The organism is Kineosporia corallincola, from assembly GCF_018499875.1.
GTDB classification, from domain to species: Bacteria; Actinomycetota; Actinomycetes; order Actinomycetales; family Kineosporiaceae; genus Kineosporia; species Kineosporia corallincola.
In genome coordinates this window covers 197069-220982 of record NZ_JAHBAY010000003.1, presented here as the reverse complement: position 1 = coordinate 220982, position 23914 = coordinate 197069, and the positions used below count along the sequence as shown (strand labels likewise).

Annotated in this window: 17 protein-coding genes and 1 tRNA gene; 16 read left to right on the top strand and 2 right to left on the bottom strand. The window is 71.2% G+C overall.

Features of this window, described 5'->3' with window-relative positions; genetic code table 11:
• Positions 1-45: 45 nt before the first annotated feature.
• The gene (locus tag KIH74_RS08180; RefSeq protein WP_308113654.1) at positions 46-2001 is read left to right on the top strand and encodes an ABC transporter ATP-binding protein; all 1956 of its coding nucleotides are present in this window, start codon (positions 46-48) and stop codon (positions 1999-2001) included.
• Complete coding sequence (locus tag KIH74_RS08175; RefSeq protein WP_246571911.1) at positions 1998-3902, top strand: ABC transporter ATP-binding protein; 1905 nt, start codon at positions 1998-2000, stop codon at positions 3900-3902. Before KIH74_RS08180 ends, KIH74_RS08175 begins: the two co-directional genes overlap by 4 nt.
• Before the next feature lie 30 nt (positions 3903-3932).
• On the opposite strand, the gene KIH74_RS08170 is transcribed toward KIH74_RS08175, so the two are convergent.
• On the bottom strand, positions 3933-5300 hold the full coding sequence (locus KIH74_RS08170; RefSeq protein WP_214155199.1) for a hypothetical protein: 1368 nt from the start codon (positions 5298-5300) through the stop codon (positions 3933-3935).
• A gap of 140 nt (positions 5301-5440) precedes the next feature.
• Between KIH74_RS08170 and hisI the strand changes: the two genes are divergently transcribed.
• From hisI to pyk, 13 genes are all read left to right on the top strand, one after another.
• Positions 5441-5875, top strand: a complete 435-nt coding sequence (hisI, locus tag KIH74_RS08165) for a phosphoribosyl-AMP cyclohydrolase (RefSeq protein WP_308113652.1) — start codon at positions 5441-5443, stop codon at positions 5873-5875.
• A gap of 2 nt (positions 5876-5877) precedes the next feature.
• Positions 5878-7476, top strand: coding sequence for an anthranilate synthase component I (locus KIH74_RS08160; RefSeq protein ID WP_372492025.1), 1599 nt, complete (start codon positions 5878-5880; stop codon positions 7474-7476).
• Complete coding sequence (locus tag KIH74_RS08155; protein ID WP_214155198.1) at positions 7473-8300, top strand: Trp biosynthesis-associated membrane protein; 828 nt, start codon at positions 7473-7475, stop codon at positions 8298-8300. Before KIH74_RS08160 ends, KIH74_RS08155 begins: the two co-directional genes overlap by 4 nt.
• A gap of 153 nt (positions 8301-8453) precedes the next feature.
• Positions 8454-8714, top strand: coding sequence for an HGxxPAAW family protein (locus KIH74_RS08150; protein ID WP_214155197.1), 261 nt, complete (start codon positions 8454-8456; stop codon positions 8712-8714).
• Positions 8715-8910: 196 nt separating this feature from the next.
• Positions 8911-9846 carry an RDD family protein gene (locus KIH74_RS37570; RefSeq protein ID WP_214155196.1) on the top strand — a complete coding sequence of 312 codons (936 nt, stop codon included), beginning with the start codon at positions 8911-8913 and terminating at the stop codon, positions 9844-9846.
• Between the two features lie 68 nt (positions 9847-9914).
• Entirely contained in the window at positions 9915-10343 is a 429-nt protein-coding gene (locus KIH74_RS08140; protein WP_214155195.1) for a DUF2752 domain-containing protein, read from the top strand.
• Between the two features lie 125 nt (positions 10344-10468).
• Positions 10469-11281 (top strand): indole-3-glycerol phosphate synthase TrpC, encoded by an 813-nt coding sequence (gene trpC, locus KIH74_RS08135; RefSeq protein WP_214155194.1) that lies wholly within the window; start codon positions 10469-10471, stop codon positions 11279-11281.
• Positions 11282-11311: 30 nt separating this feature from the next.
• A complete protein-coding gene (gene trpB, locus KIH74_RS08130) occupies positions 11312-12589 on the top strand; it encodes a tryptophan synthase subunit beta (protein ID WP_214155193.1) in 1278 nt (425 codons plus the stop codon).
• On the top strand, positions 12586-13395 hold the full coding sequence (gene trpA, locus KIH74_RS08125) for a tryptophan synthase subunit alpha (protein ID WP_214155192.1): 810 nt from the start codon (positions 12586-12588) through the stop codon (positions 13393-13395). The genes trpB and trpA overlap by 4 nt, the downstream gene beginning before the upstream one ends.
• A gap of 93 nt (positions 13396-13488) precedes the next feature.
• Positions 13489-14574, top strand: a complete 1086-nt coding sequence (lgt, locus tag KIH74_RS08120; RefSeq protein WP_214155191.1) for a prolipoprotein diacylglyceryl transferase — start codon at positions 13489-13491, stop codon at positions 14572-14574.
• Positions 14575-14909: 335 nt separating this feature from the next.
• On the top strand, positions 14910-19469 hold the full coding sequence (gene gltB / locus KIH74_RS08115) for a glutamate synthase large subunit (protein ID WP_214155190.1): 4560 nt from the start codon (positions 14910-14912) through the stop codon (positions 19467-19469).
• On the top strand, positions 19462-20922 hold the full coding sequence (locus KIH74_RS08110; protein ID WP_214155189.1) for a glutamate synthase subunit beta: 1461 nt from the start codon (positions 19462-19464) through the stop codon (positions 20920-20922). The genes gltB and KIH74_RS08110 overlap by 8 nt, the downstream gene beginning before the upstream one ends.
• Before the next feature lie 499 nt (positions 20923-21421).
• Entirely contained in the window at positions 21422-22870 is a 1449-nt protein-coding gene (gene pyk, locus KIH74_RS08105; protein WP_214155188.1) for a pyruvate kinase, read from the top strand.
• A 58-nt stretch (positions 22871-22928) separates the two neighbouring features.
• On the opposite strand, the gene KIH74_RS08100 is transcribed toward pyk, so the two are convergent.
• Positions 22929-23014: transfer RNA gene (locus tag KIH74_RS08100), tRNA-Leu, on the bottom strand.
• A 200-nt stretch (positions 23015-23214) separates the two neighbouring features.
• On the opposite strand from KIH74_RS08100, the gene KIH74_RS08095 reads away from it, so the two are divergent.
• Entirely contained in the window at positions 23215-23889 is a 675-nt protein-coding gene (locus tag KIH74_RS08095; RefSeq protein ID WP_214155187.1) for an ANTAR domain-containing response regulator, read from the top strand.
• Positions 23890-23914 lie beyond the last annotated feature (25 nt).

The window sequence follows — 23914 nt, the reverse complement described above, 5'->3', positions numbered from 1 at the left end:
AGTGTGCCCGCGATCGTTGCGTGAGCGTTGACAGGAGGTACCCGCGTGGTGAAGCGGGACGCGGGTGAGAAACGGCCGGGCACGCTGCTGCGCGGGATCCGGGTGATCGGCATCGGCATCCGGCAGGAGCCGGCGATCTTCTCGGTCGCCGTGCTGATGTCGGCGCTGTACGGCGCGGGCACGGCTGGCAGTGGCTGGGTGCTGGGCCGGGTCACCGACCGGGTGCTGGCCCCGGCGTTCGAGCGGGGCGGCATCAGCGGGCGTGACCTCACCCTGACCGGCCTGGCCCTGGCCGGGGTCGCGGTGCTCACCGCGGTCGGTGTGGTAGGCCGGCGGGTGGCGGCCGGGCTCACCTCGTTCCGGCTGATGGCGCGCTACCGCCGCCTGCTCACCCGGCAGTACCTGCGGCTGCCCCTGGAGTGGCACCACCGGCACCCGGCCGGGGTGCTGCTGTCCAACGCGAACGCCGACGTCGAGGCCACCTGGCAGGTGTTCGCACCGCTGCCGATGGCGATCGGTGTGGTGGTCATGCTGCTCGTCGCCTCGGTGGCGATGGTGCTGGCCGACCCGGTGCTCGGCGCGGTCGGGCTGCTGGTGCTGCCCTGGGTGGTCGTGCTGAACGCCGTCTACCAGCGCTACATGTCGCCCGCGGTCACCCATGCGCAGGCCGAGCGCGGCGAGGTGTCCAGCGTCGCGCACGAGAGCCTCGAGGCCGCGGCCGTGGTCAAGAGCCTGGGCCGGGAGGCGTCCGAGACCGAGCGGTTCGCGGTCACCGCGGCCCGGCTGCGCCACGCCAACGTGCGGGCCGGGCGGCTGCGCGCCGCCTTCGACCCGCTGATGGAGGCCATCCCCACGCTCGGCACGCTGAGCGTGCTCGCGGTCGGCGCCTGGCGGGTGCGCGGCGGCCACGCCGACACCGGCGACGTGGTGCAGGTGGCCTACCTGCTCAGCCTGGTCGCGTTCCCGCTGCGCTCGATGGGCTGGGTGCTGGGCGAGATCCCGCGCACCGTGGTCGGCTGGGAACGCACCAGCGCCGTGCTGGCCGAGACCGACGCCATGCCCTATGGCTCGGTGGCCCCGGCCGCCGGCGGTGCGGTCGCGGTCGGGCTGGAAGAGGTGGCCTACGCCTACACCGACGAGGCCGGCGAGCACTACGAGGTGCTGCACGACGTCGATCTGACCGTGCGGCCCGGCACCACGCTGGCACTGGTCGGGCCCACCGGCTCGGGCAAGTCCACACTGGCCACGCTGCTGGTGCGGCTGGTCGACCCGGCCAAGGGTGTGGTCCGGCTGGACGGCCACGACGCCCGCGACCTGCGTGCCGGGGGTGTGGCCGAGCTGGCCGCGCTGGTGCCGCAGGGCACCTTCGTGTTCAACGACACGGTGCGCGACAACATCACCCTGGGCGATGCCCGTTACAGCGACGACGACGTCTGGCGGGCGCTCGGTGTGGCCCGGGCGGACGGGTTCGTGAAACACCTTCCGCACGGCCTGGACACGGTGATCGGCGAGCGCGGGGCCGACCTGTCCGGCGGGCAGCGGCAGCGTCTGGCCCTGGCCCGGGCTCTGGTGCGGCGGCCCCGGCTGCTGGTGCTCGACGACGCCACGTCGGCCATCGACCCGCGTATCGAGGCGGAGATCCTGGCCGGGCTGGGAGGCCTGTCGGGCGATGACACCGGTGACGACTCCGGCGATGACTCAGGTGACGACTCCGGTCACGGCTCAGGTCGCGGCTCAGGCGTGACCGTGGTGGTGATCGCCTACCGGCGGGCCACCATCGCGCTCGCCGACGAGGTGGCCTACCTGGAGAACGGCCGGATCGCCGACCGCGGCACCCATGCCGAACTGCTGACGCGCAGCGCCGGCTACCGGCGGCTGGTCACGGCCTACGACCACGACGACGAGGATCCGGAGCGCCCGGACGACCTCGCTGCCGGACTGGTGGCGGCGGGCCTCGACGAGGAAGACGAGAACGACCTGACGGAGATGACGCGGCGATGAGCGCGACCGCTGTGGAGGCCACCGAGCCCGCAGAACCCACGGGCCCCACCGAAGGCACCGGGCGCACCGGGTCGCCGGATTCCGGCGGAGCGCAGGGTGATCCGGCCGGCGGGCACGGTCTGGCCGGCAACCGGATGACCGCGTGGCAGGTGCTGCGCCGGGGCGTGGAGCTCTCACCCGAACTGGTGCGCGGCGTCTGGCTCACGCTGTTCCTGGCCCTGCTCGCCACCTGCGGGCGCATCCTGGTGCCGATCACCGTGCAGCAGGTCACCGACTCCGGGCTGTCCGGCGACGACGGGGTCCGCATCGGCCTGGTGCTGCGGCTGGTCGGGGTGGCCGCGCTGGGCCTGCTCGTCACCGCCACCGCCTCGTACGTCAGCAACGTGCGGCTGTTCCAGGCCACCGAGGCCGGGCTGGCGACGTTGCGGGTCAAGGCGTTCCGGCACATCCACGACCTGTCGGTGCTCACCCAGAACAGTGAGCGGCGCGGCGCCCTGGTGGCCCGGGTCACCAGTGACGTCGACACCATCTCGACCTTCGTGCAGTGGGGCGGGCTGCTGCTGGTGCTGTCGGCCGGGCAGCTGCTGATCGCCACCGTGGTGATGGCGGTCTACTCCTGGCAGCTCACCCTGCTGGTCTGGGCCTGTTTCCTGCCGGTGTTCCTGATCCTTCGGCCGTTGCAGCGCCGGGTCTCGGTGGCCTACGGCACGGTGCGTGAGCGGGTCGGCGAGATGCTCGGCGCGATCTCCGAGGCGGTGGTCGGCGCCGACACCATCCGCGCCTACGCCGTGCAGGCGCGCACCCAGCAGCGCATCGACACCTCGATCGAGCAGCACCGCCGCTCGGCCGCCCGGGCCCAGCGGCTGGTGGCCGGGTCCTTCACCGGCGGGGTGCTGATGTCCGGCCTGGTGATTGCCGCGGTCGTGGTGGTCGGCCTGCGCATCGGCATCGACGGCGGCATCACCCTGGGCGAGCTGCTGGCCGTGCTGTTCCTGGTGCAGCTGTTCACCACGCCGGTGCAGATGGGCACCGAGGTGCTCAACGAGCTCCAGAACGCCGCGGCCGGCTGGCGGCGCGTCATCGGTGTGCTCGACACCCCGGCCGACATCGTCGATCCGGGCGAGAACGGCGTGAGCCTGCCGCGCGGCCCGATCGGGGTGCGCTTCGAGCACGTCACCTTCGCCTACCCGGGCGGTGAGCCGGTGCTGCGCGACGTCACGCTGACCGTCCCGGAGCGGGCCCGGGTCGCGGTGGTCGGCGAAACCGGTTCGGGCAAGACCACTCTGGCCAAGCTGCTGACCCGGCTGATGGACCCGGCCGAGGGCCGGGTGCTGATCGACGGCGAGGACCTGCGCCGGATCAGCTTCGCCAATCTGCGCTCGCGCATCGTCATGGTGCCGCAGGAAGGGTTCCTGTTCGACCTCGGCCTGGCCGACAACATCGCCTGGGGGCGTGAGGGCGCCACCCGCGAGCAGGTCGAGCAGGCGCTGGCCGAGCTCGGGCTGCTGGACTGGGCGCGGGGCCTGCCGCGAGGGCTCGACACCCCGGTCGGGCAGCGCGGCGAGTCGCTGTCGGCGGGGGAGCGGCAGCTGCTCGCCCTGGCCCGCGCCTACCTGGCCGATCCTGACCTGCTGGTGCTCGACGAGGCCACGTCGGCCGTCGACCCGGCCACCGAGGTGAAACTCCAGGCCGCGCTCGACGGCATCACCCGCGGCCGCACGTCCGTCACCATCGCCCACCGGCTCAGCACGGCGGAGGCCGCCGACCTGGTCGTCGTGGTCGACCGGGGCGAGGTGGCCGACGTCGGCCCGCACGCCGAGCTGCTCCAGCGCTGCGAGCCCTACCGGCGCATGTACGCGTCCTGGCGCAGCCAGACCTCGCGCCCCAGCACGGAGAGCTGAAACCCGGCCCGGATCAGCCGATCCGGCCGGTCAGCCGAACTGGTCCGGGCTGTCGCTCGCCGCGGCGGCCCGCGGGTCGTCGTCCAGCGGCTCCAGGGCGTCCACCTTCTGCTGCGGGGTGAGGTGCCCGCGCCGGGCGATGCGCACCAGGCGGCGGCGCTGACTGCGGTAGCGCCGCCGCACGCCCTTGCGTACCCGCCCGGCCAGCACCTCGCTGATCTCGCGGGCCGACAGGTCCTCGATCCGGGTGATCTCCTTGGGCGTGCGGGCCGAGCCGGGCAGGCCCTCCTGCTCGCCGATGCCCCGCTCGACCTCGTCCGGGAAGAACGCGTTGCCGGTGCCGGCCCGGGAGACCACCCCGAGGATGGCCTCCACCGCGGTGTCCACGGGCACCACGTCCGGCGCCGGGAGGTCGTGCGGCGCACCGGCATAGGCCTCGGTGAGCAGGTCCGGCTTGCCGATCACGGTCATCCCGGCCGCGGCCAGCTCGTCGATCGTCTCCCGGTACGACCCGGCCAGCTCCACCGCCCGCTCGACGGCCCAGTCCGGCGTGTGCACCGCCGCGCCGCCCTCCGAGGGCATCAGCTCGACCGTGCGCAGGATCGAGCCGTAGCGGATCAGGTTGGCGTACTCCTTCCAGGGGAAGTCACGGTCGCGCAGCTGCACGTTGAGCCGGCGGAACAGCTCGCTCTCGGCCGCGGACATCGACCGGTTCTGCCGGCCCCCGGCCACCCCGGTCAGGGTTCCGGCCGGCAGGTTCAGCAGGTCGTCGAAGGTGCGCATGAGCAGGCCCCGGTCGGCCGGGTCGAGCACCACGGTGGTGATGTTGGCGGGCCCCACCGCGGCGGCCCAGCGGCGCAGCACCGCGGCCTGGTCGTGACGGCGCCAGAACGAGGGCGTCACACCCTTTTTCGGAGGGCTGGCGAGCATCGCCCGGCACCACTGCTCGTAGGGCAGCTGGTGGCCGCTCTTCAGGTACTGCTGCCAGGCCGAGGGCATGATCCGGGTCAGCGGTCGCAGCGTCAGCACGACGTGCACGTCATCGCGGGGCCCCTCCGGCCCGTCCAGGGTCGCGAGATCCTCGACGATCTTGCCGGCGATCGGCTCGGAGGCCTCGCACAGGTACTCGCTGGAGACGAACCGCAGCCCCTGCGCGGCCTGCACCTGGGCCAGCAGGCGGGGCCAGTGCTTGTCGCTCTTCGGCCGGTCCGCGGCCTGCCAGCCCACACCCTGGCCGAGCACGCCGAGCGCGGCCCGGGCCTGCTCCAGCGGGGTGCCGGGCATGCTCAGACCGTAGGCCTCCAGCCCGCCCTCGGTGCGGTGCTTCAGATCTTCCAGGGACGCCTGGACGGCGGTGGTCCCCGTCTTCGGGGCACCGATGTGCAGCAAGGTGGGCATCCGGCCATCATTCAGTGAACGGACACCTCCATGCACGTCAACAACATGTGAAGCCTCTGTGCACCGGTGCGACCGCTACCAAATCGCAACCTTGGGGCTGGTGACACGGGTGCACCGCCGTCGGTGCCACTATTGGCCGGGTGAGTGCGACCCCCGTAGATCCTTCGACCGGCTCCCCGCTGGCGCCCGAGCTGGCGGCCCGGCTGAAGCGCAACCCCGACGGCCTGGTCAGCGCCGTCATCCAGCAGTGGGACACCCGCGAGGTGCTCATGATCGCCTGGATGGACGACGAGGCCCTGCATCGCACCCTCACCACCGGCCGCGTCACGTTCTGGAGCCGTAGCCGGCAGGAGTACTGGCGCAAGGGCGACACCTCCGGCCACGTGCAGTGGGTGAAGTCCGTGGCGCTGGACTGCGACGGCGACGCCCTGCTCGTCACCGTCGACCAGGTCGGCGCGGCCTGCCACACCGGCGACCACACCTGCTTCGACTCCGGCCGGCTCGACGCGGTCACCGGCCCGGTACTGACCCCCGCCATCCCCGCCACCTCCATCACCGAGGAGAGCCCCGCGTGACCGTGACCAGCGCGCGTACCAGCACCGAGGACGTCCCCACGAACCTGGGTTTCGGCGGAACCTGGCCCGACCTGGACGGTTTCCGCCGCCTGGCCGCCGACCGCAGGGTGATCCCGGTCGTGCGCCGCTTCCTGGCCGACGGCGAGACCCCGATCGGCGTCTACCGCAAACTGGCCGGCGACCGCTCCGGCACCTTCCTGCTGGAATCGGCCGAGCACGGCGGGGTCTGGTCGCGCTACAGCATCGTCGGTGCCGCCAGCCGCGCCACCCTGACCTCCCGCGACGGCGTCGCGCACTGGATCGGTGACCCGCCCGCCGGCGTCCCCACCGGGGGTGACCCGCTGGCCGCGCTGCGCGACACGGTCGAGGCGCTGCGCGCGCCCCGGCTGCCCGGCCTGCCCCCGCTCACCGGCGGCATGGTCGGCTACGTCGGCTGGGAGGCGGTGCGCCGCTGGGAGAAGCTGCCGAACCCGCCGCACGACGAGCTCGAGGTGCCGGAACTGGCGATGAGCCTGGCCACCGACCTGGCCGTGCTCGACCACTCCGACGGCAGCCTGCTGCTCATCGCCAACGCGGTGAACTACGACGGCACCGACGAGCGGGTGGACGAGGCCTGGGCCGACGCCGTCGCCCGCCTCGACCGGATGACCCGCCAGCTCGCCGAGCCCGCGCCCAGCACGGTGGCCACTCACGAGCCGGCCCCGGCCCAGGTGCCCTACCGCGAGCGCAGCACCCGCGACGAGTACCTCGACGCGGTGCTCACCGGCAAGCGCGCCATCGTCGACGGCGAGGTGTTCCAGGTGGTGCTCTCGCAGCGATTCGACGTGGACTGCCCGGCCGACGCCGTGGACGTGTACCGGGTGCTGCGGGCGTCCAACCCCAGCCCCTACATGTACCTGTACCGGACGGAGGACGCGGCCGGCCGGGAGCTGGCCGTGGTCGGTTCCAGCCCGGAGGCCCTGGTCAAGGTCAGCGGCGGGCGCGCGATCACCCACCCGATCGCCGGCACCCGCCCGCGCGGTGCCACCGCCGGCGAGGACAACGACCTGGCCGAGGAACTGCTCGCCGACACCAAGGAGCGCGCCGAGCACCTGATGCTCGTCGACCTGGCCCGCAACGACCTGGGCAAGGTCTGCGCCGCGGGCACCGTGGAGGTGGTCGACTTCATGGAGGTCGAGCGCTACAGCCACGTCATGCACCTGGTCTCGACCGTCGAGGGTGAGCTGTCGCCGGGCCGCAGCGCCTACGACGTGCTGCGGGCCACCTTCCCCGCGGGCACGCTCTCCGGTGCGCCGAAACCCCGTGCCATGCAGCTGATCGACGACCTGGAGCCGGTGCGCCGCGGCATCTACGGCGGGGTCGTCGGGTACCTCGACGTGGCCGGCGACATGGACTTCGCGATCGCGATCCGCACCGCGCTCCTGCGCGAGGGCGTTGCGCACGTGCAGGCCGGCGCCGGGATCGTGGCCGACTCGGTGCCGGAGAAGGAGGACGAGGAGTGCCGGAACAAGGCCGCCGCCGTGCTCCGCGCCGTCTCCGTGGCCTCCACCATGCGCCCGATCGGCGAGAGCCTGATTGAGGACGACGGTGAGGCCGTATGAGTTCACCCGTCGTCGAGGAGGCCGGGCTCGGTCAGGGCCCGGCCGCCCCGGGCGGTCCCCGGGCCCTGACCGGCCGTCGCACCGTGATCCTGACCGCCCTGCTCGGGGCCGGCGTGATCCTGCTCGGCGTTTCCCGGTCCTGGGGCACCGTCCAGGTGGACTCCCTGACCTCGTTCGGCGCGATCGCGATCAAGGGCAGCCAGGCCGCGCCGGCCGGGGCCGCGGTGGCCCTCGCGGTGGGTGCCGCCGCGCTGGTCCTGACCATCGCCGGGCGGGTGGTGCGGTTCCTCATCCCGTTCGGCTTCCTGGTGGCCGGCGTCGCGCTCGCGGTCAGCGGGGTGAGCGCGATCAGCGCGCCCGACGACGCCGCCTCCGACGCCCTGCGAGACACCCTCAGCCTGGGCGGGAGCTTCCTCGACAGCTTCGACTACTCGATCCACCTCAACCTCTGGGGCTGGATCTACGTCGTCGGCGCGGTACTGGTGGCGCTGGCCGGGGTGCTCGGGGTGGTCGGCAGCCGGTCCTGGCCGGTCACCGGCCGCCGGTTCGAGCGTGACAGCAACAAGACCGGTGCGGCGTCGTCGTCCCCGGCCGCCCCGGCGGTGACGGGCGGCTGGGTGGACTCCGCGGACGTCTGGGACGCCCAGAACCGGGGCGAGGACCTGACGTCCGACCCCGTCGACAGCGGTGACAACAGCCACAGCGGGGACGCCGGTGGCAGCGGTGGGGGCGGTGGTTCGGCAAGCGGTGCGGACGGTGGCTCGTCCAGTGGCTCGTCCAGTGGCTCGGACGGCGGCGGCGGGGGCGGTGGTGGCGGCGACTGAGGTCGCCGCCGGCGCCACGTCTGCGCCGGACAGGGGGCGCACCGCGCCCGGGACCTGTGGACCCGATATCGTCTGTCAAGGCCCTGGGGCTTTGTTTCCATCGGCCCTGGCTCGATCGAGCCGGAAGAATGTGGCCGTACGAAAGGGGACACCATGTCGGGCACCAAGGAACACCCGAAGCCTCCGGAGCAGGATCAGCACGACCCGTACGGGCACGGCAACTCGGTGGCCGCCTGGACCGCTGTCACGGTGATCATGTTCGGGGCGCTGCTCATGACCGTCGCCGTGGCGCTCGGCTGGGACTACGTCTGGCTGTTCGCGGTGGGTGCGGTCGTGGCCGTGATCGTCGGCCCGGTGGCCGGCAAGGTCCTCGGTGCGATGGGGTTCGGCGCGCAGCGTCCCTCCACCCACTGACCGACGAGGTGAGGTCCCGCACCGGGCACCCCTGGCCGGCCCAGAGCGTTGGGCGGGGTGCAGGCCCGGTGAGGGACCGGACCATCTCCGTTCCGTCTCGGCGCCAGGCCGGAGGGGCGGTCGACCACCGCAGGCGCACCCGCCGGTAGCCTGCGTTCCCGACCGGGCCCCAGGCCGCAGCGACCATGAGGTGACCATGTCCGAGTACGGCTCGAACCCGCCCCGTGACCCCCGGGACGACGGGTCCGGCGACGGAACGCAGAAGAACGGCGAACAGCCCCCGCAGTACGGGCAGCCGCAGTACGGGCAGCCCCCGCAGTACGGCCAGAACCAGCCGGGCCAGAACCCGCCCGGCCAGAACCAGTACGGTCAGGGCCAGAACCAGCCCGGGCAGTACGGCGGCCCGCCGGAGTACGGCTCGCCGCAGCAGCCGGCGCAGTACGGCCAGCAGCCCTACGGCCAGCAGAACCAGCCCGGGCAGAACCAGTACGGCCAAAACCCTTACGCACAGGGCCAGCCCGGCCAGTCGTCCTACGGTCAGCAGCCGTACGGCCAGCCCGCGTACGGGCAGTTCGGCAGCCAGCCCTATGGCAACCAGCCCTACGGCAGCCAGCCCTACGGCAACCCCATGCACGGCGGCGGTGCCATCCCGGCCAACGTCGAGTTCGCCACCATGGGCCGCCGGCTCGGCGCCTTCCTCATCGACGCGGTCATCCTCGGCGTGGTGCTGGGTCTGCTCGGGGTGCTCCTGCTCGGTCTGGCCGCCTCCGGAACCGACTTCGAAGACCCGGACTCGGTGAACAGCGCCCTGGAGAGCAGCGCCGTCTCCACCGCCTACCTGGCGTTCTGGCTGATCAGCTTCCTGTTCAGCCTGGCTTACCAGATCGGCCTGGTGGCGCTGAAGGGTGCCACGGTCGGCAAGATGATTCTCGGCATCCGCATCGTGCGCACCGAGGACGGCCAGGTGCCCGGCTGGGTGCCCGCGATCCTGCGCTGGCTGATCCCGTTCGTCGGCAGCTTCGTCTGCGGCATCGGCCAGGTCGTGGTGTATCTCTCGCCGTTCTTCGACTCCAGCGGCCGCCGCCAGGGCTGGCACGACATGGCCGCCAAGACCGTGGTGATCAAGGTCTGAGCGACCTGCGAGTGCGGCCCGTGCCGGCTTCCGCCTCCCGCGGCCCGGCCCGGCACCTGCTCAGGCCCGTGCTCAGGCCTGTGGCCGTCGCCGCCGTCGTGGCGGCGGCCACGGGCCGCCTGGCCCTGGTCGACCCGGCCCAGCCCGGTCACTACCCCGGCTGCCCGTTCCTGGCCCTCACCGGCCGGTTCTGCCCGGGCTGCGGGGGTCTTCGCGCCGTCCACCATCTCGCCCACGGCGACGTCGTGGCCGCACTCTCGTCCAATCTCCTGGTCGTGCTCGCCGTCCCGGTCCTCGTCGTCCTCTGGTTTCGCTGGGTGGCCCGCGTGAGCCGCCGCGATTCGGTGAACGGACGGTTGCCGAGCGTGTCCGGACCCGACCCGAAGGGGCGGGTACGGGACGGTAATCGGATCTGGACGCCGGTGTTGCTGGCCATCGGCCTTATTCTTTTCGCGGTGCTACGGAACATTCCCGCGCTCCAGGTGCTCGCTCCATAGCACGCCCATACCAGACGGGACCTGCGGGTCCATGCGGACGGTAGGGGCCGGAGCACCCTCTGGGAATCGGTACCATCGACGGGTTGACACCACCGCGTGACTGGCGATTTGACGAGGAGCCTTGTGTGACTGTGCTCGATGAGATCCTCGTCGGGGTCAAAGCTGACCTGGAAGAACGGCAGGCGGTCACGCCGCTGGAGAAGCTCCAGGAACGGGCCGCCCAGCTGCCCTCGGCGAAGCCCGCGGAGTCGGTGCTGCGGCACGGCGACACCGTCAAGGTCATCGCCGAGGTGAAACGGTCCAGCCCGAGCAAGGGTTCCCTGGCCGAGATCACCGACCCGGCCGGCCTGGCCGCCGAGTACGAGTCCGGCGGCGCCTCCGTGATCAGCGTGCTCACCGAGAAGCACCGCTTCGGCGGCAGCCTCGAAGACCTGGCCGGCGTGCGCGCCGCGGTCGACGTGCCGGTGCTGCGTAAAGACTTCGTGTTCACCAGCTATCAGGTGTGGGAGGCCCGGGCCACCGGCGCCGACGCCATCCTGCTGATCGTGGCCGCGCTCGAGCAGGAGGCCCTGGTCTCGCTGATCGAGCGGGTGCACTCGGTCGGCATGACCGCCCTGGTCGAGGTGCACGACGAGGAAGAGACCAAGCGCGCGGTCGACGCCGGTGCCCGGGTGATCGGCGTGAACGCCCGCAACCTCAAGACGCTCGAGGTGGACCGCAACACGTTCGCCAAGGTCGCTCCCAAGATCCCTAGCGGCATCGTCCGGGTCGCCGAGTCCGGCGTCCGGGGGCCGCACGACGTGCTCGACTACGCCCGCTCCGGCGCCCACGCGGTGCTGGTCGGCGAGAGCCTGGTCGTCGGCAACAACCCCCGCGGTGCCGTCGCCGACCTGGTCGCGGCCGGTTCGCACCCCGCGCTGCGCGCGGGTCGTTCCTGATCCCTTCCGTACCCGAGCAGAACTGAAGCGATGACCAACACCTCTGCCCGGCTGCGTGACGCGGTCGGCCCGTACTTCGGCCGCTTCGGTGGCCGTTTCGTGCCGGAGGCCCTCGTGGCCGCCCTGGACGAGCTCGACGCCGCGTTCGGCGCCGCCGTGGTCGACCCGGCCTTCATCGCCGAGCTGGACCAGCTGCAACGCACCTACTCGGGCCGGCCGAGCATCCTCACCGAGGCTCCCCGGTTCGCGAGGCACGCGGGTGGCGCCCGGGTCCTGCTCAAGCGCGAAGACCTGAACCACACCGGCTCGCACAAGATCAACAACGTGCTCGGGCAGGCCCTGCTGACCAAGCGCATGGGCAAGACCCGGGTGATCGCCGAGACCGGGGCCGGGCAGCACGGGGTGGCCTCGGCCACCGCCGCCGCGCTGCTCGACCTGGAGTGCGTGGTCTACATGGGCGAGGAAGACACCCGGCGTCAGGCGCTGAACGTGGCCCGCATGCGCCTGCTCGGGGCCGAGGTGATCCCGGTGACGGCCGGTTCGCGCACCCTGAAGGACGCCATCAACGAGGCGATGCGCGACTGGGTGACGAACGTGGAGACCACCCACTACCTGCTCGGCACGGTGGCCGGCCCGCACCCGTTCCCGACCATGGTCCGCGAGTTCCACCGGGTGATCGGCGAGGAGGCCCGCGAGCAGGTGCTCGAGCTGACCGGCCGGCTGCCCGACGTGGTCACCGCCTGCGTCGGCGGCGGGTCCAACGCGATCGGCATCTTTCACGCCTTCCTCGACGACGAGGGTGTGGAACTGCTTGGTCTGGAAGCCGGCGGTGACGGCATCGAGACCGGGCGGCACGCCTCCTCGATCACCGGCGGCGCGTCCGGGGTGCTGCACGGCAACCGGACCTTCATCCTCCAGGACGAAGACGGCCAGACGATCGAGAGCCACTCGATCTCCGCCGGTCTGGACTACCCGGGTGTCGGCCCGGAGCACGCCTGGCTGGCCGAGACCGGCCGGGCCCGTTACGAACCGGTGACGGACGCCGACGCGATGGAGGCCTTCCGGTTGCTCTGCCGCACCGAGGGCATCATCCCGGCGATCGAGAGCTCGCACGCCCTGGCCGGCGCGATCCGCGAGGGCAAGCGGCTGGGCGAGGACGGGATCGTGCTGGTCAACCTGTCCGGCCGCGGCGACAAGGACGTGGACACCGCCGCCCGCTGGTTCGGGCTGGTCTCCTCGCCCGACCTGATCGCCTCCGAGGCCGAGCGGGTCGTGGCCACCGACGAGCTGAAGAAGGACGAACTGTGAGCAGCGTGGCGCCGGTGCTGGCCCAGGCCAAGGCCGAGGGACGCGCGGCCCTGATCGGTTATCTGCCGGTCGGTTTCCCCGATCACGACACCTCGATCGCGGCCATGGTGGCCATGGTCGAGAACGGTGTGGACATCGTCGAGATCGGCGTTCCCTACAGCGACCCGCTGATGGACGGCCCGGTCATCCAGCACGCCGTGGAGTCGGCCCTGGTGGCCGGTGCCCGGCCCCGCGACGCGATCGCGGCCACCGAGGCGGTGGCCAAGGCCGGTGCCCCGAGCCTGCTGATGACGTACTGGAACCTGGCCGACCGCTACGGGGTGCCGCGGCTCGCCGCCGACCTGGCCGCCGCCGGGGGAGCGGGCCTGATCACCCCCGACCTGATCCCGGAGGAGGCCGGCGAGTGGATCGCCGCCTCCGACGAGCACGAGCTGGACCGGGTGTTCCTGGTCGCCCCGTCGTCCACCGACGGTCGCCTGGCGATGACCGCCGCGGCCTGCCGGGGGTTCGTCTACGTCGCCTCCACGATGGGGGTCACCGGCGTGCGCTCCACCGTGAACAACGCCGCCGAGGTGCTGGTGCACCGCACCCGCGCGGTCACCGACCTGCCGCTGTGCGTCGGGCTGGGTGTCTCGAACGCCGAACAGGCCGCCCAGGTGGCCGGTTTCGCCGACGGCGTGATCGTCGGCTCGGCCTTCGTGAAGGCCCTGGCCAACGCCTCGAGTGCGGCCGAGGGCGTGCGCGCCGTCGGCGAGATCGCCTCGAAACTGGCCGAGGGCGTGCGATCCGGGCGCCCCGCGGCCTGAACCGCCTGAAACATCCAGCACCGCAACAGAACCGAACCGCCCCGCCCGGAAGGAACCGGCCGGGTCCTGCCCGAACGACGAGGAGGTGGCGGGATGAACGCCGCTGTGCTGGCGTCGATCCCGAGCCCGGACCAGGGTGTCTGGCATCTCGGGCCGCTGCCGCTGCGCGGTTACGCGCTCTGCATCCTGATCGGCATCGGGCTGGCCATCTGGATCTGCCAGATCCGCTGGCGGGCCCGCGGCGGCGATCCCGCCGTGGTGCTCGACATCGCCACCTGGGCAGTGCCTTTCGGTGTGGTCGGCGGTCGGCTCTATCACGTGATCACCTCGCCGCAGCAGTATTTCGGCGAGGGCGGTGACCCGGTCAAGGCGCTGTTCATCTGGGAGGGCGGCCTGGGCATCTGGGGCGCCATCGCCCTGGGCGGCGTCGGCGCCTGGATCGCGGTGCGCCGTCGCGGCATCCTGCTGCCGCCGTTCGCCGACGCGCTGGCCCCCGGGCTGCTGATCGCGCAGGCGTTCGGCCGCTGGGGCAACTGGTTCAACAACGAGCTCTACGGCAAGCCGCTCGCCGCGGACAACCCGTTCGCCCTGAAGATCTACGAGTGGGACACCTCGACCGGCCAGGCGATCCGGGACGCCGCCGGCGACCCCGTGGTCAAGGGCTACTACGAGCCCACCTTCCTGTACGAATGCGGCTGGAACCTGCTCGCCGCCGTCGTCATCCTGCTGGTCGACCGCCGCTTCAGGCTGGGCCACGGCCGGGTCTTCGCGCTCTACGTGATGACCTACTGCATCGGGCGCGGATACATCGAGACCTTGCGCATCGACGAGGCGAACCACATCCTTGGTCTGAGACTGAATGTGTGGACGTCGATCATCCTGTTCACCGCCGGCCTCGCCTACCTGCTGATCTCGTCCCGGCTCCGGCCTGGACGCGACGCCTCCCTGTACCGCCCGGGTCACGAGCCCGCGGGGGAGACTCCGGCTGCGACCGAGCCGGATTCCGCTCAGCAGGCAGACGTGACCGGCCCGGCCGCGAAGCCGGACGGCGAGGAGCCGTCCGGAAAGACGCCGGAGAGCACGAAGGCGTCCGGCGAGAAGCCGGGCGAGAAAGACCAGCCGGGCGGCAACGGAGCCGTCGGCGAGGCCGAGGTGGCGGCCCGGAAATCCGGCGACTGAACGGGTTTTCTTTCCGGCACCACGGCACCACACCGAATGTCTTACGGCGAAACAGCCGTGAAACACGCTTGACCGTCAGGAACCCCTCCGGCACAGCATCTCCCCAGGTGGATGGGGCCTGCTGAATCGGGAAAATCGGCGAAGTCGCACGTTTCACAAAGGTTTCGAAATGGCACATCGACCCGTTACAGTGTCGACAACCCGAGGGCCATAGGCGTCCCCCTGCGCGGATCATCTGTGCGGTCGCACGTGGCCCCATCGCGTTGATCATCGACATGGCACCGGGTCGTTTTCACCACGCTTTCAAAGCCCAAGCGACCACGAGGTGCAGAATCATGGTCTCCCCGCATCGGCGGTTCTCCGCCCGGCCCGCCCCCGTGGGTCTGTATGACGGTCAGCACGAGCACGACGCCTGCGGTGTCGCCTTCGTCGCCACCATGCGTGGCGAGCCCGGGCACGACATCGTCGAGGCCGCGCTGACCGCCCTGCGTAACCTCGACCACCGCGGCGCCGTCGGCGCCGAGGTGGACACGGGTGACGGCGCCGGCATCGTCACGCAGGTCCCCGACGCGTTCTTCCGTGAGGTCGTGCGTGAGGACTTCGGCGTCGAGCTGCCGCCCCCGGGCAGCTACGCGGTCGGCACCGCCTTCCTGCCGCAGGAAGACGCCGAGCGTGCCGAGGCCGAGGCGACGATCGAGCGGATCGCCGCCGAAGAGGGCCTGGCCGTGCTGGCCTGGCGCGACGTCCCCGTCACCCCGGGCCTGGTGGGTGCCACCGCGGCGGCCTGCCAGCCGGTGTTCCGTCAGATCTTCGTGGCCTCCACCCCCGGCCGGGTGGTCGGCATGGCGCTGGAGCGCCGCGCGTTCCGGCTGCGCAAGCGCGCCGAGATCCAGGCCGGCGTGTACTTCCCGTCGCTGTCGTGTCGCACGATCGTCTACAAGGGCATGCTGACCACCGGTCAGCTCGAGCCCTTCTTCCCCGACCTGTCCGACCGGCGGTACGCCTCCGAGCTGGGCATCGTGCACTCCCGCTTCTCCACGAACACCTTCCCGTCGTGGCCGCTGGCGCACCCGTTCCGGATGATGGCCCACAACGGTGAGATCAACACCGTCAAGGGCAACCGCAACTGGATGCGGGCCCGGGAGAGCACACTGGTCAGCGACGTCATCCCGGGCGACCTGAACCAGCTGTTCCCGATCTGCGACCCGGAGGGCAGCGACACCGCCTCGTTCGACGAGGTGCTGGAACTGATCCATCTGGGTGGCCGTTCGCTGCCGCACGCGGTGCTGATGATGATCCCGGAGGCGTGGGAGAACCACGCCGAGATGGACCCGGCCCGCCGCGCGTTCTACGAGTTCCACTCGATGTTCATGGAGCCCTGGGACGGCCCGGCGAACGTCTGCTTCACCGACGGCACCCTGATCGGCGCCGTGCTCGACCGCAACGGCCTGCGCCCGGGGCGCTACTGGGTCACCGACGAGGGCCTGGTGGTGCTCGCGTCCGAGGCCGGTGTGCTCGACCTCGACCCGGCCACCGTGGTCAAGAAGGGCCGGCTCCAGCCCGGCAAGATGTTCCTCGTCGACACCGACCACGGTCGAATTGTGGACGACGAGGAGATCAAGACCGCCCTGGCCGGCCAGTACCCGTACGACGAGTGGCTGCACGCGGGCCGGATCCGCCTGGCGGACCTGCCCGAGCGTGAGCACATCGTGCACACGCACAAGTCGGTCACCCGCCGGCAGCAGACCTTCGGCTTCACCGAGGAAGAGCTCAAGCTGATCGTCGCCCCGATGGCGAAGAGCGGTGCGGAGCCGCTCGGCTCGATGGGCACCGACACCCCGGTAGCCGTGCTCTCCAAGCGTCCCCGGTTGTTGTTCGACTACTTCACCCAGCTGTTCGCGCAGGTCACCAACCCGCCGCTCGACGCCATCCGCGAAGAGCTGGTCACCGCGATGACCACCACGATCGGCCCGGAGCGCAACCTGCTCTCGGCCAGCCCGGCGCACTGCCGCAAGCTGGTGCTGTCGTCGCCGGTGATCGACAACGACGCGCTGGCCAAGATCGTGCACGTCAACGACGACGGCGACCTGCCCGGCTACGCCACCGGCACGATCCGCGGCCTGTACCGGGCCGACGGCGGCGGCGAGGCCCTGGCCGAGCGGCTGGAGGAGATCTGCGCCGAGGCGTCCGCCATGGTCGCCGAGGGCGCGCGGTTCATCGTGCTGTCCGACCGGGACAGCACCGCCGACCTGGCCCCCATCCCCTCACTGCTGCTCACCAGCGCCGTTCACCACCACATGATTCGCGAGAAGACCCGCACGCAGGTCGGTCTCGTGGTCGAGGCCGGTGACGTGCGCGAGGTGCACCACGTGGCGCTGCTGATCGGTTTCGGCGCCGCGCTGGTCAACCCCTACCTGGCCATGGAGAGCGCGGAAGACCTGGCCCGGCGCGGGGTGATCACCGGGGTGACGCCGGAGAAGGCCGTCCAGAACGTGATCAAGGGCCTGGGCAAGGGTGTGCTCAAGGTGATGTCCAAGATGGGCATCTCCACCGTCGCCTCCTACCGTGGCGCCCAGGTGTTCGAGGCCATCGGCCTGTCGCAGGAGCTGATCGACCGGTACTTCACCGGCGTCACCTCGCAGCTGGGCGGCATCGGCCTGGACGTGGTGGCCGAGGAGAACGCGGCCCGGCACGCCATGGCCTACCCGGCCGACGGCCAGCGCAGCCTGCACCGCAACCTGCCCACCGGCGGCGAGTACCAGTGGCGCCGGGACGGCGAGGAGCACCTGTTCAACCCGGACACGGTGTTCCGGCTCCAGCACGCCACGCGCAACCGGCGTTACGACATCTTCAAGGAGTACACCTCCCGCATCGACCAGCAGGCCGAGCGCCTGATGACGCTGCGCGGGCTGTTCCGGTTCAAGGACGGCCGCACCCCGGTTCCGCTGGACGAGGTCGAGCCGGCCTCGGAGATCATCAAACGGTTCTCCACCGGCGCCATGTCGTACGGGTCGATCTCCCAGGAGGCGCACCAGACGCTGGCGATCGCGATGAACCGGATCGGCGGCAAGTCGAACACCGGTGAGGGCGGCGAGGACGTCGAGCGGCTGCTCGACCCCACGCGCCGCAGCTCGATCAAGCAGGTCGCGTCCGGCCGGTTCGGCGTCACGAGCATGTACCTGACGCACGCCGACGACATCCAGATCAAGATGGCGCAGGGCGCGAAACCCGGTGAGGGTGGCCAGCTCCCGGGCCAGAAGGTGTACCCGTGGGTGGCCCGCACCCGGCACTCCACGCCGGGGGTCGGCCTGATCTCCCCGCCGCCGCACCACGACATCTACTCGATCGAGGATCTGGCCCAGCTGATCCACGACCTGAAGAACTCCAACCCGTCCGCCCGTGTGCACGTGAAGCTGGTGGCCGAGGTCGGCGTCGGCACGGTCGCGGCCGGTGTCAGCAAGGCGCACGCCGACGTGGTGCTCATCTCCGGGCACGACGGCGGTACCGGTGCCGCCCCGCTGACGTCGCTGAAGCACGCCGGCGCGCCCTGGGAGCTCGGCCTGGCCGAGACCCAGCAGACGCTGGTGATCAACGGGCTGCGCGACCGCATCGTGGTGCAGGCCGACGGCCAGATGAAGACCGGCCGCGACGTGATGATCGCCGCTCTGCTGGGCGCCGAGGAGTTCGGTTTCGCCACCGCGCCGCTGGTGGTGTCGGGCTGCGTGCTGATGCGGGTGTGTCACCTCGACACCTGCCCGGTCGGCATCGCCACCCAGAACCCCGAGCTGCGTGACCGTTTCAGCGGCAAGCCGGAGTTCGTCGAGACCTTCTTCGAGTACATCGCCGAAGAGGTGCGCGAGCACCTGGCGGCCCTCGGTTTCCGCTCGCTGGAAGAGGCGATCGGCGAGGTCGAGACCCTCGACACGCAGGCCGCCGTCGACCACTGGAAGGCCGCCGGTCTCGACATCAGCCCGCTGCTGGCCGCCCCCACGGCCATGTACGGGCCGTCGCGCAAGCGCACCACGGTGCAGGACCACGGCCTGGAGAAGGCGCTCGACCACACCCTGATCTCGCTGGCCGCCGACGCGCTCGAGCGCAGCGAGCCGGTGAAGTTCGAGGTGCCGGTCCGCAACGTCAACCGCACGGTCGGCACCATGCTCGGCCACGAGGTGACCAAGCGCTTCGGCGAGAAGGGCCTGCCCGACGACACGATCGACGTCACCCTGACCGGTTCCGGTGGGCAGTCGTTCGGTGCGTTCCTGCCCCGCGGCGTCACGCTGCGCCTGCTCGGCGACGGCAACGACTACGTCGGCAAGGGCCTGTCGGGCGGCCGGGTGGTCGTCCGTCCGGACACCGCGGCCAGCTACTCGGCCGAGCAGAACATCGTGGCCGGCAACGTGATCGGCTTCGGCGCGACCAGCGGCGAGATGTTCCTGCGCGGCCAGGTCGGCGAGCGGTTCTGCGTGCGCAACTCCGGCGCCACCGTGGTGGCGGAGGGCGTGGGCGACCACGGCTGCGAGTACATGACCGGTGGTGTGGTCGTCATCCTCGGCCGCACCGGCCGCAACTTCGCGGCGGGCATGTCCGGCGGTGAGGCGTTCGTGCTCGACCTGCGCGAGAACCGGGTCAACACCGAGATGGTCGACCTGGTGCCGGTCGAGGGCGACGACGCCGAGCGGCTGCGCCTGCTCATCCAGAAGCACCGAGACGAGACCGAGTCGGCAGTCGCCTGGCGACTGCTCCAGGACTGGCCCGCCGCCCTGGCGCGGTTCACCAAGGTCCTGCCCCGCGACTACGCGCGGGTGATGACGGTCCGTACCCAAGCAGAGGCAGAAGGCCTCGACCTCGACTCCGACGAGGTCTGGTCGCGAATCATGGAGGCGTCCCGTGGCTGACCCGAGGGGGTTCCTCAACAACCGCCAGCGTGAGCTGCCGACCCGCCGGCCGGTCCCGATCCGGCTGATGGACTGGCACGAGGTCTACGAGGCCACCGAGCAGTCGCAGCTCCAGCGGCAGGCGAGCCGCTGCATGGACTGCGGTATCCCGTTCTGTCACAACGGCTGTCCGCTCGGGAACCTGATCCCGGAGTGGAACGACCTGGTCTGGCGTGACGACTGGCGCACGGCCATCGAGCGGCTGCACGCCACGAACAACTTCCCGGAGTTCACCGGCAAGCTGTGCCCGGCGCCCTGCGAGTCGGCCTGCGTGCTGGGCATCAACCAGCCCGCCGTCACGATCAAGCAGGTCGAGCTGACCACGATCGAGAAGGCATTCGACGCCGGTCTGGTGCAGCCGCTCCCGCCGGAGCGGCTCACCGGCAAGACCGTGGCGGTGATCGGTTCCGGCCCCGCCGGCCTGGCCGCCGCCCAGCAGCTCACCCGGGCCGGGCACACCGTGGCGGTGTACGAGCGGGCCGACAAGATCGGTGGCCTGCTGCGTTACGGCATCCCCGAGTTCAAGATGGAGAAGCGGCACGTCGACCGCCGGCTGGCGCAGATGGAGGCCGAGGGCACCCGGTTCCGCACCGGGGTCGAGGTCGGCGTGAAGCTGACCGGCCAGCAGCTGCGTGACCGGTACGACGCCGTGGTGCTGGCGGTCGGCTCGACCGTCCGCCGGGACCTGCCGCCGACCCCGGGCCGTGAGCTGTCCGGTATCCACCAGGCCATGGAGTACCTGCCCCAGGCCAACCGGGTGGCGCTGGGCGAGGAGGTGCCGGACCAGATCCGCGCCGACGGCCTGGACGTGGTGATCATCGGTGGCGGTGACACCGGTGCCGACTGCCTGGGCACGGCCCTGCGGCAGAACGCGAAGTCGGTCACCCAGCTGGAGATCATGCCGCGGCCCACCGAGGACCGGCCGAAGGGCCAGCCCTGGCCGACCTACCCGATGCTCTTCCGCGTCGCCTCGGCGCACGAGGAGGGCGGCGACCGGGTGTACGCGGCCAGCACGCAGGAGTTCCTCGGTGACGAGAACGGCCGGGTGCGGGCGCTGAAGCTGGTCGAGGTCGAGTTCAAGGACGGCCGGTTCACCCCGGTCGAGGGCTCCGAGCGGGAGGTGCCGGCCCAGCTGGTGCTGCTGGCGATGGGGTTCACCGGCCCGGAGAAGGCCGGTCTGATCGAGCAGCTCGCCGTCGACCTGGACCAGCGCGGCAACGTGGCCCGCGACAACTCGTACATGAGCAGCGTGCCCGGCGTGTTCGTCGCCGGTGACGCCGGTCGTGGGCAGTCGCTGATCGTCTGGGCGATCGCCGAGGGACGCTCCTGCGCCGCCGCGGTGGACACCTGGCTGTCGGGCTCCACCACGCTGCCCACGGCGATTCCGCCGACTGCCCGGCCGCTGACGGTCTGAGGTTTTCTCACCCGCACGCCCTCGGTTCCCGCTCGGGAGCCGGGGGCGTAGCGGTGCTGGGGCGCGGCCCTCCCACCCGGGAAGACGGGTCGGCCGGGGCGAAACGTGAGGCGAGGTGCCACGCGCGTTCAGAACACCGATCAGGGACGCCTGTGCGCCCTGGATACCTCCCGGTGCGCCTCGGCGCTCTGCGAGGCATCTCCCCGGCAGCTCTCCGGCAGCTCTCCGGCACCTCCCCGCAGGTCTCCCGGCAGCTCTTCGGGAGGTCTCCGGCAACTCCCTGGCCACTCCACGGTGCTCTCCGGTCACCGCCGGCACGGGACGGGAGGGGGCCGCCGGGGTGAGCACACGGGCAGGTACCGGGAGGCCGGGGACACGCCAGGACCGGGCGTCCCGTCGTCCACCATCGGATGACCAGCAGATGAAGGACTTTGCGACATCCGCAAGGGGCCGACCGGTGCATGAATCCGCCGTCGGCCGCAGGGCTAAGCTCTGTGACATGCGCCGCGCCAAAATGGTTTGCACCATGGGCCCGTCTACGCAAGGCCGTTTGGTTGAGTTCGTCAACGCCGGGATGGATGTTGCCCGGCTGAACCTCAGCCACGGCTCGTACGCGGACCACGAGAAGATGTATCAGGAGATCAGGGCTGCCTCCGAGGCCACAGGCCGTTCGGTGGGAGTCATGGTCGACCTCCAGGGCCCGAAGATCCGCCTCGGCAGGTTCGCCGACGGACCTGTCGAGCTGGTCACCGGAGCCGAGTTCACGATCACCACGGACGACATCCTGGGTGACGTGAACCGCTGCTCCACCACCTACAAGGGCCTCCCCGGCGACGTGAAGGCCGGCGACCCCGTCCTCATCGACGACGGCAAGCTCACCCTCCGCGTGAAGGAGGTGACGGACACCGACGTCGTCCTCACGGTCGAGGTCGGGGGGAAGGCCTCCAACAACAAGGGCATCAACCTGCCCGGCACCCTGGTCAGCGTGCCGGCCCTGTCCGACAAGGACGAGGCCGACCTGCGCTGGGCGCTGAAGCTGCGGGCCGACATGATCGCCCTGTCGTTCGTCCAGCGGGGTTCGGACATCGAGGACGTCCGCCGGATCATGGCCGACGAGGGTGTCCGCCTGCCGGTGATCGCCAAGATCGAGAAGCCGCAGGCGATCGACAACCTGGACGAGATCGTCCGGGCCGCCGACGCGATCATGGTCGCCCGTGGCGACCTGGGCGTCGAGCTCCCGCTCGAAGACGTGCCGATCGTGCAGAAGCAGGCTGTTTCGCTGGCCCGGCGGCTGGCCAAGCCGGTCATCGTCGCCACCCAGGTGCTCGAGTCGATGATCGAGATGCCGCGCCCGACCCGGGCCGAGGTGTCTGACTGCGCCAACGCCGTCCTCGACGGCGCCGACGCGGTCATGCTGTCCGGCGAGACCAGCGTGGGCAAGTACGCGCTCGAGGCCGTGCAGACGATGAGCCGCATCATCACCAGCACCGAGGACCACGGTCTGGAGCGGATCCCCCCGCTGGGCACGCAGCCGTCCACCACCGGTGGCGCCGTGACCCTGGCCGCCGCCACGGCCGGCCGTCTGCTGGGTGTGAAGTACCTGGTCACGTTCACCCAGTCCGGTGACAGCGCGCGTCGTATGGCGCGTCTGCGCTCCGCGATCCCGCTGCTGGCGTTCACCCCCGACGCCGACGTGCGGGCCCAGCTCACGCTGGTCTGGGGCGTGGAGACCTACCTCACCGACGTCGTCGAGCACACCGACGAGATGGTGCTCCAGGTCGACCAGGAGCTGATGAAGTCGGGCAAGTGCAACGAGGGCGACCTGGTCGTCATCGTGGCCGGGGCGCCTCCGGGCATCCCGGGTTCGCTGAACGCCATGCGGGTGCACCGGATCGGTGACGCCGTCAACGGTGTCGCCCCGGCCTACCACAAGGCCGCCAAGGCCTGACCTCCGGTACACGCAGAACGGGCCCGTTCCCTCCCGGGGAGCGGGCCCGTCGTCGTGCTGGTGCCGGGTGCGGGATTCGAACCCGCACGCCCTTTCGGACGGAGCATTTTGAGTGCTCTGTGTCTGCCGTTCCACCAACCCGGCGAAGGTGCTCACGAACGGACGGGCCTGGCCCGTTCCGCCGCGAGGGTGAGCCTAACGGTACCGGAGGACGCCGTTCGACCGCCGTCCCCCGGTGACGCAGCCGGGACACAACGGGTGAACAGCCCGTACGTGACGCTGACCATGCGCGACGCAGCCCACCTGCTTGCTCGCCGGGGCCTGTGGATAGCTACCCTGAGCACATGACTGCTGGCGACTCCTCCACTGCACCCACCCCGGACGGGTCCGGCCTCCTCGTGCCCGAACCCACTTCGTCCGACGTCCCCGCGCCGGCTGCCACCAAGGAGCGGACCGTCCTCGTCGCCGAGGACGAGGCCCTGATCCGGCTGGACATCGTCGAGATGCTCCGTGAGAACGGCTTCAACGTCATCGCCGAGGCGGGCAACGGCGAGGAAGCCGTTCAGCTCGCCGAGGAACACCGGCCCGACATCGTCGTGATGGACATCAAGATGCCCGTCCTCGACGGCATCTCCGCGGCCGAGCGCATCGTCGGCGCCAAGATCGCGCCCGTCGTGCTGCTGACCGCCTTCTCCCAGCGCGAGCTGGTCGAGCGCGCCCGCGACGCCGGCGCCATGGCCTACGTGGTCAAGCCGTTCACCGCGGCCGACCTCGTGCCGGCCCTCGAGATCGCCGCCAGCCGGCACTCCGAGCTGGCCGCCCTCGAGGCCGAGGTGGCCGACCTGGCCGAGCGCTTCGAGACCCGCAAGCTCGTCGACCGGGCCAAGGGCCTGCTCCAGACCAAGTACGGCCTGAGCGAGCCCGAGGCGTTCCGCTGGATCCAGAAGACGTCGATGGACAAGCGGCTGACGATGAAGGACGTGGCCTCCGCCGTCATCGCCTCCGGCACCGACGCCTGAGCAACGCGAACGGCTGGGCAACGCG

Coding starts and splice junctions, on each gene's coding strand:
- KIH74_RS08175 (WP_246571911.1), top strand. CDS start 1,998: ATGAGCGCGACCGCTGTGGAGGCCACCGAGCCCGCAGAACCCACGGGC.
- KIH74_RS08170 (WP_214155199.1), bottom strand. CDS start 5,300: ATGCCCACCTTGCTGCACATCGGTGCCCCGAAGACGGGGACCACCGCC.
- KIH74_RS08155 (WP_214155198.1), top strand. CDS start 7,473: ATGAGTTCACCCGTCGTCGAGGAGGCCGGGCTCGGTCAGGGCCCGGCC.
- KIH74_RS08150 (WP_214155197.1), top strand. CDS start 8,454: ATGTCGGGCACCAAGGAACACCCGAAGCCTCCGGAGCAGGATCAGCAC.
- KIH74_RS37570 (WP_214155196.1), top strand. CDS start 8,911: ATGTCCGAGTACGGCTCGAACCCGCCCCGTGACCCCCGGGACGACGGG.
- trpB (WP_214155193.1), top strand. CDS start 11,312: ATGACCAACACCTCTGCCCGGCTGCGTGACGCGGTCGGCCCGTACTTC.
- lgt (WP_214155191.1), top strand. CDS start 13,489: ATGAACGCCGCTGTGCTGGCGTCGATCCCGAGCCCGGACCAGGGTGTC.
- gltB (WP_214155190.1), top strand. CDS start 14,910: ATGGTCTCCCCGCATCGGCGGTTCTCCGCCCGGCCCGCCCCCGTGGGT.
- pyk (WP_214155188.1), top strand. CDS start 21,422: ATGCGCCGCGCCAAAATGGTTTGCACCATGGGCCCGTCTACGCAAGGC.
- KIH74_RS08095 (WP_214155187.1), top strand. CDS start 23,215: ATGACTGCTGGCGACTCCTCCACTGCACCCACCCCGGACGGGTCCGGC.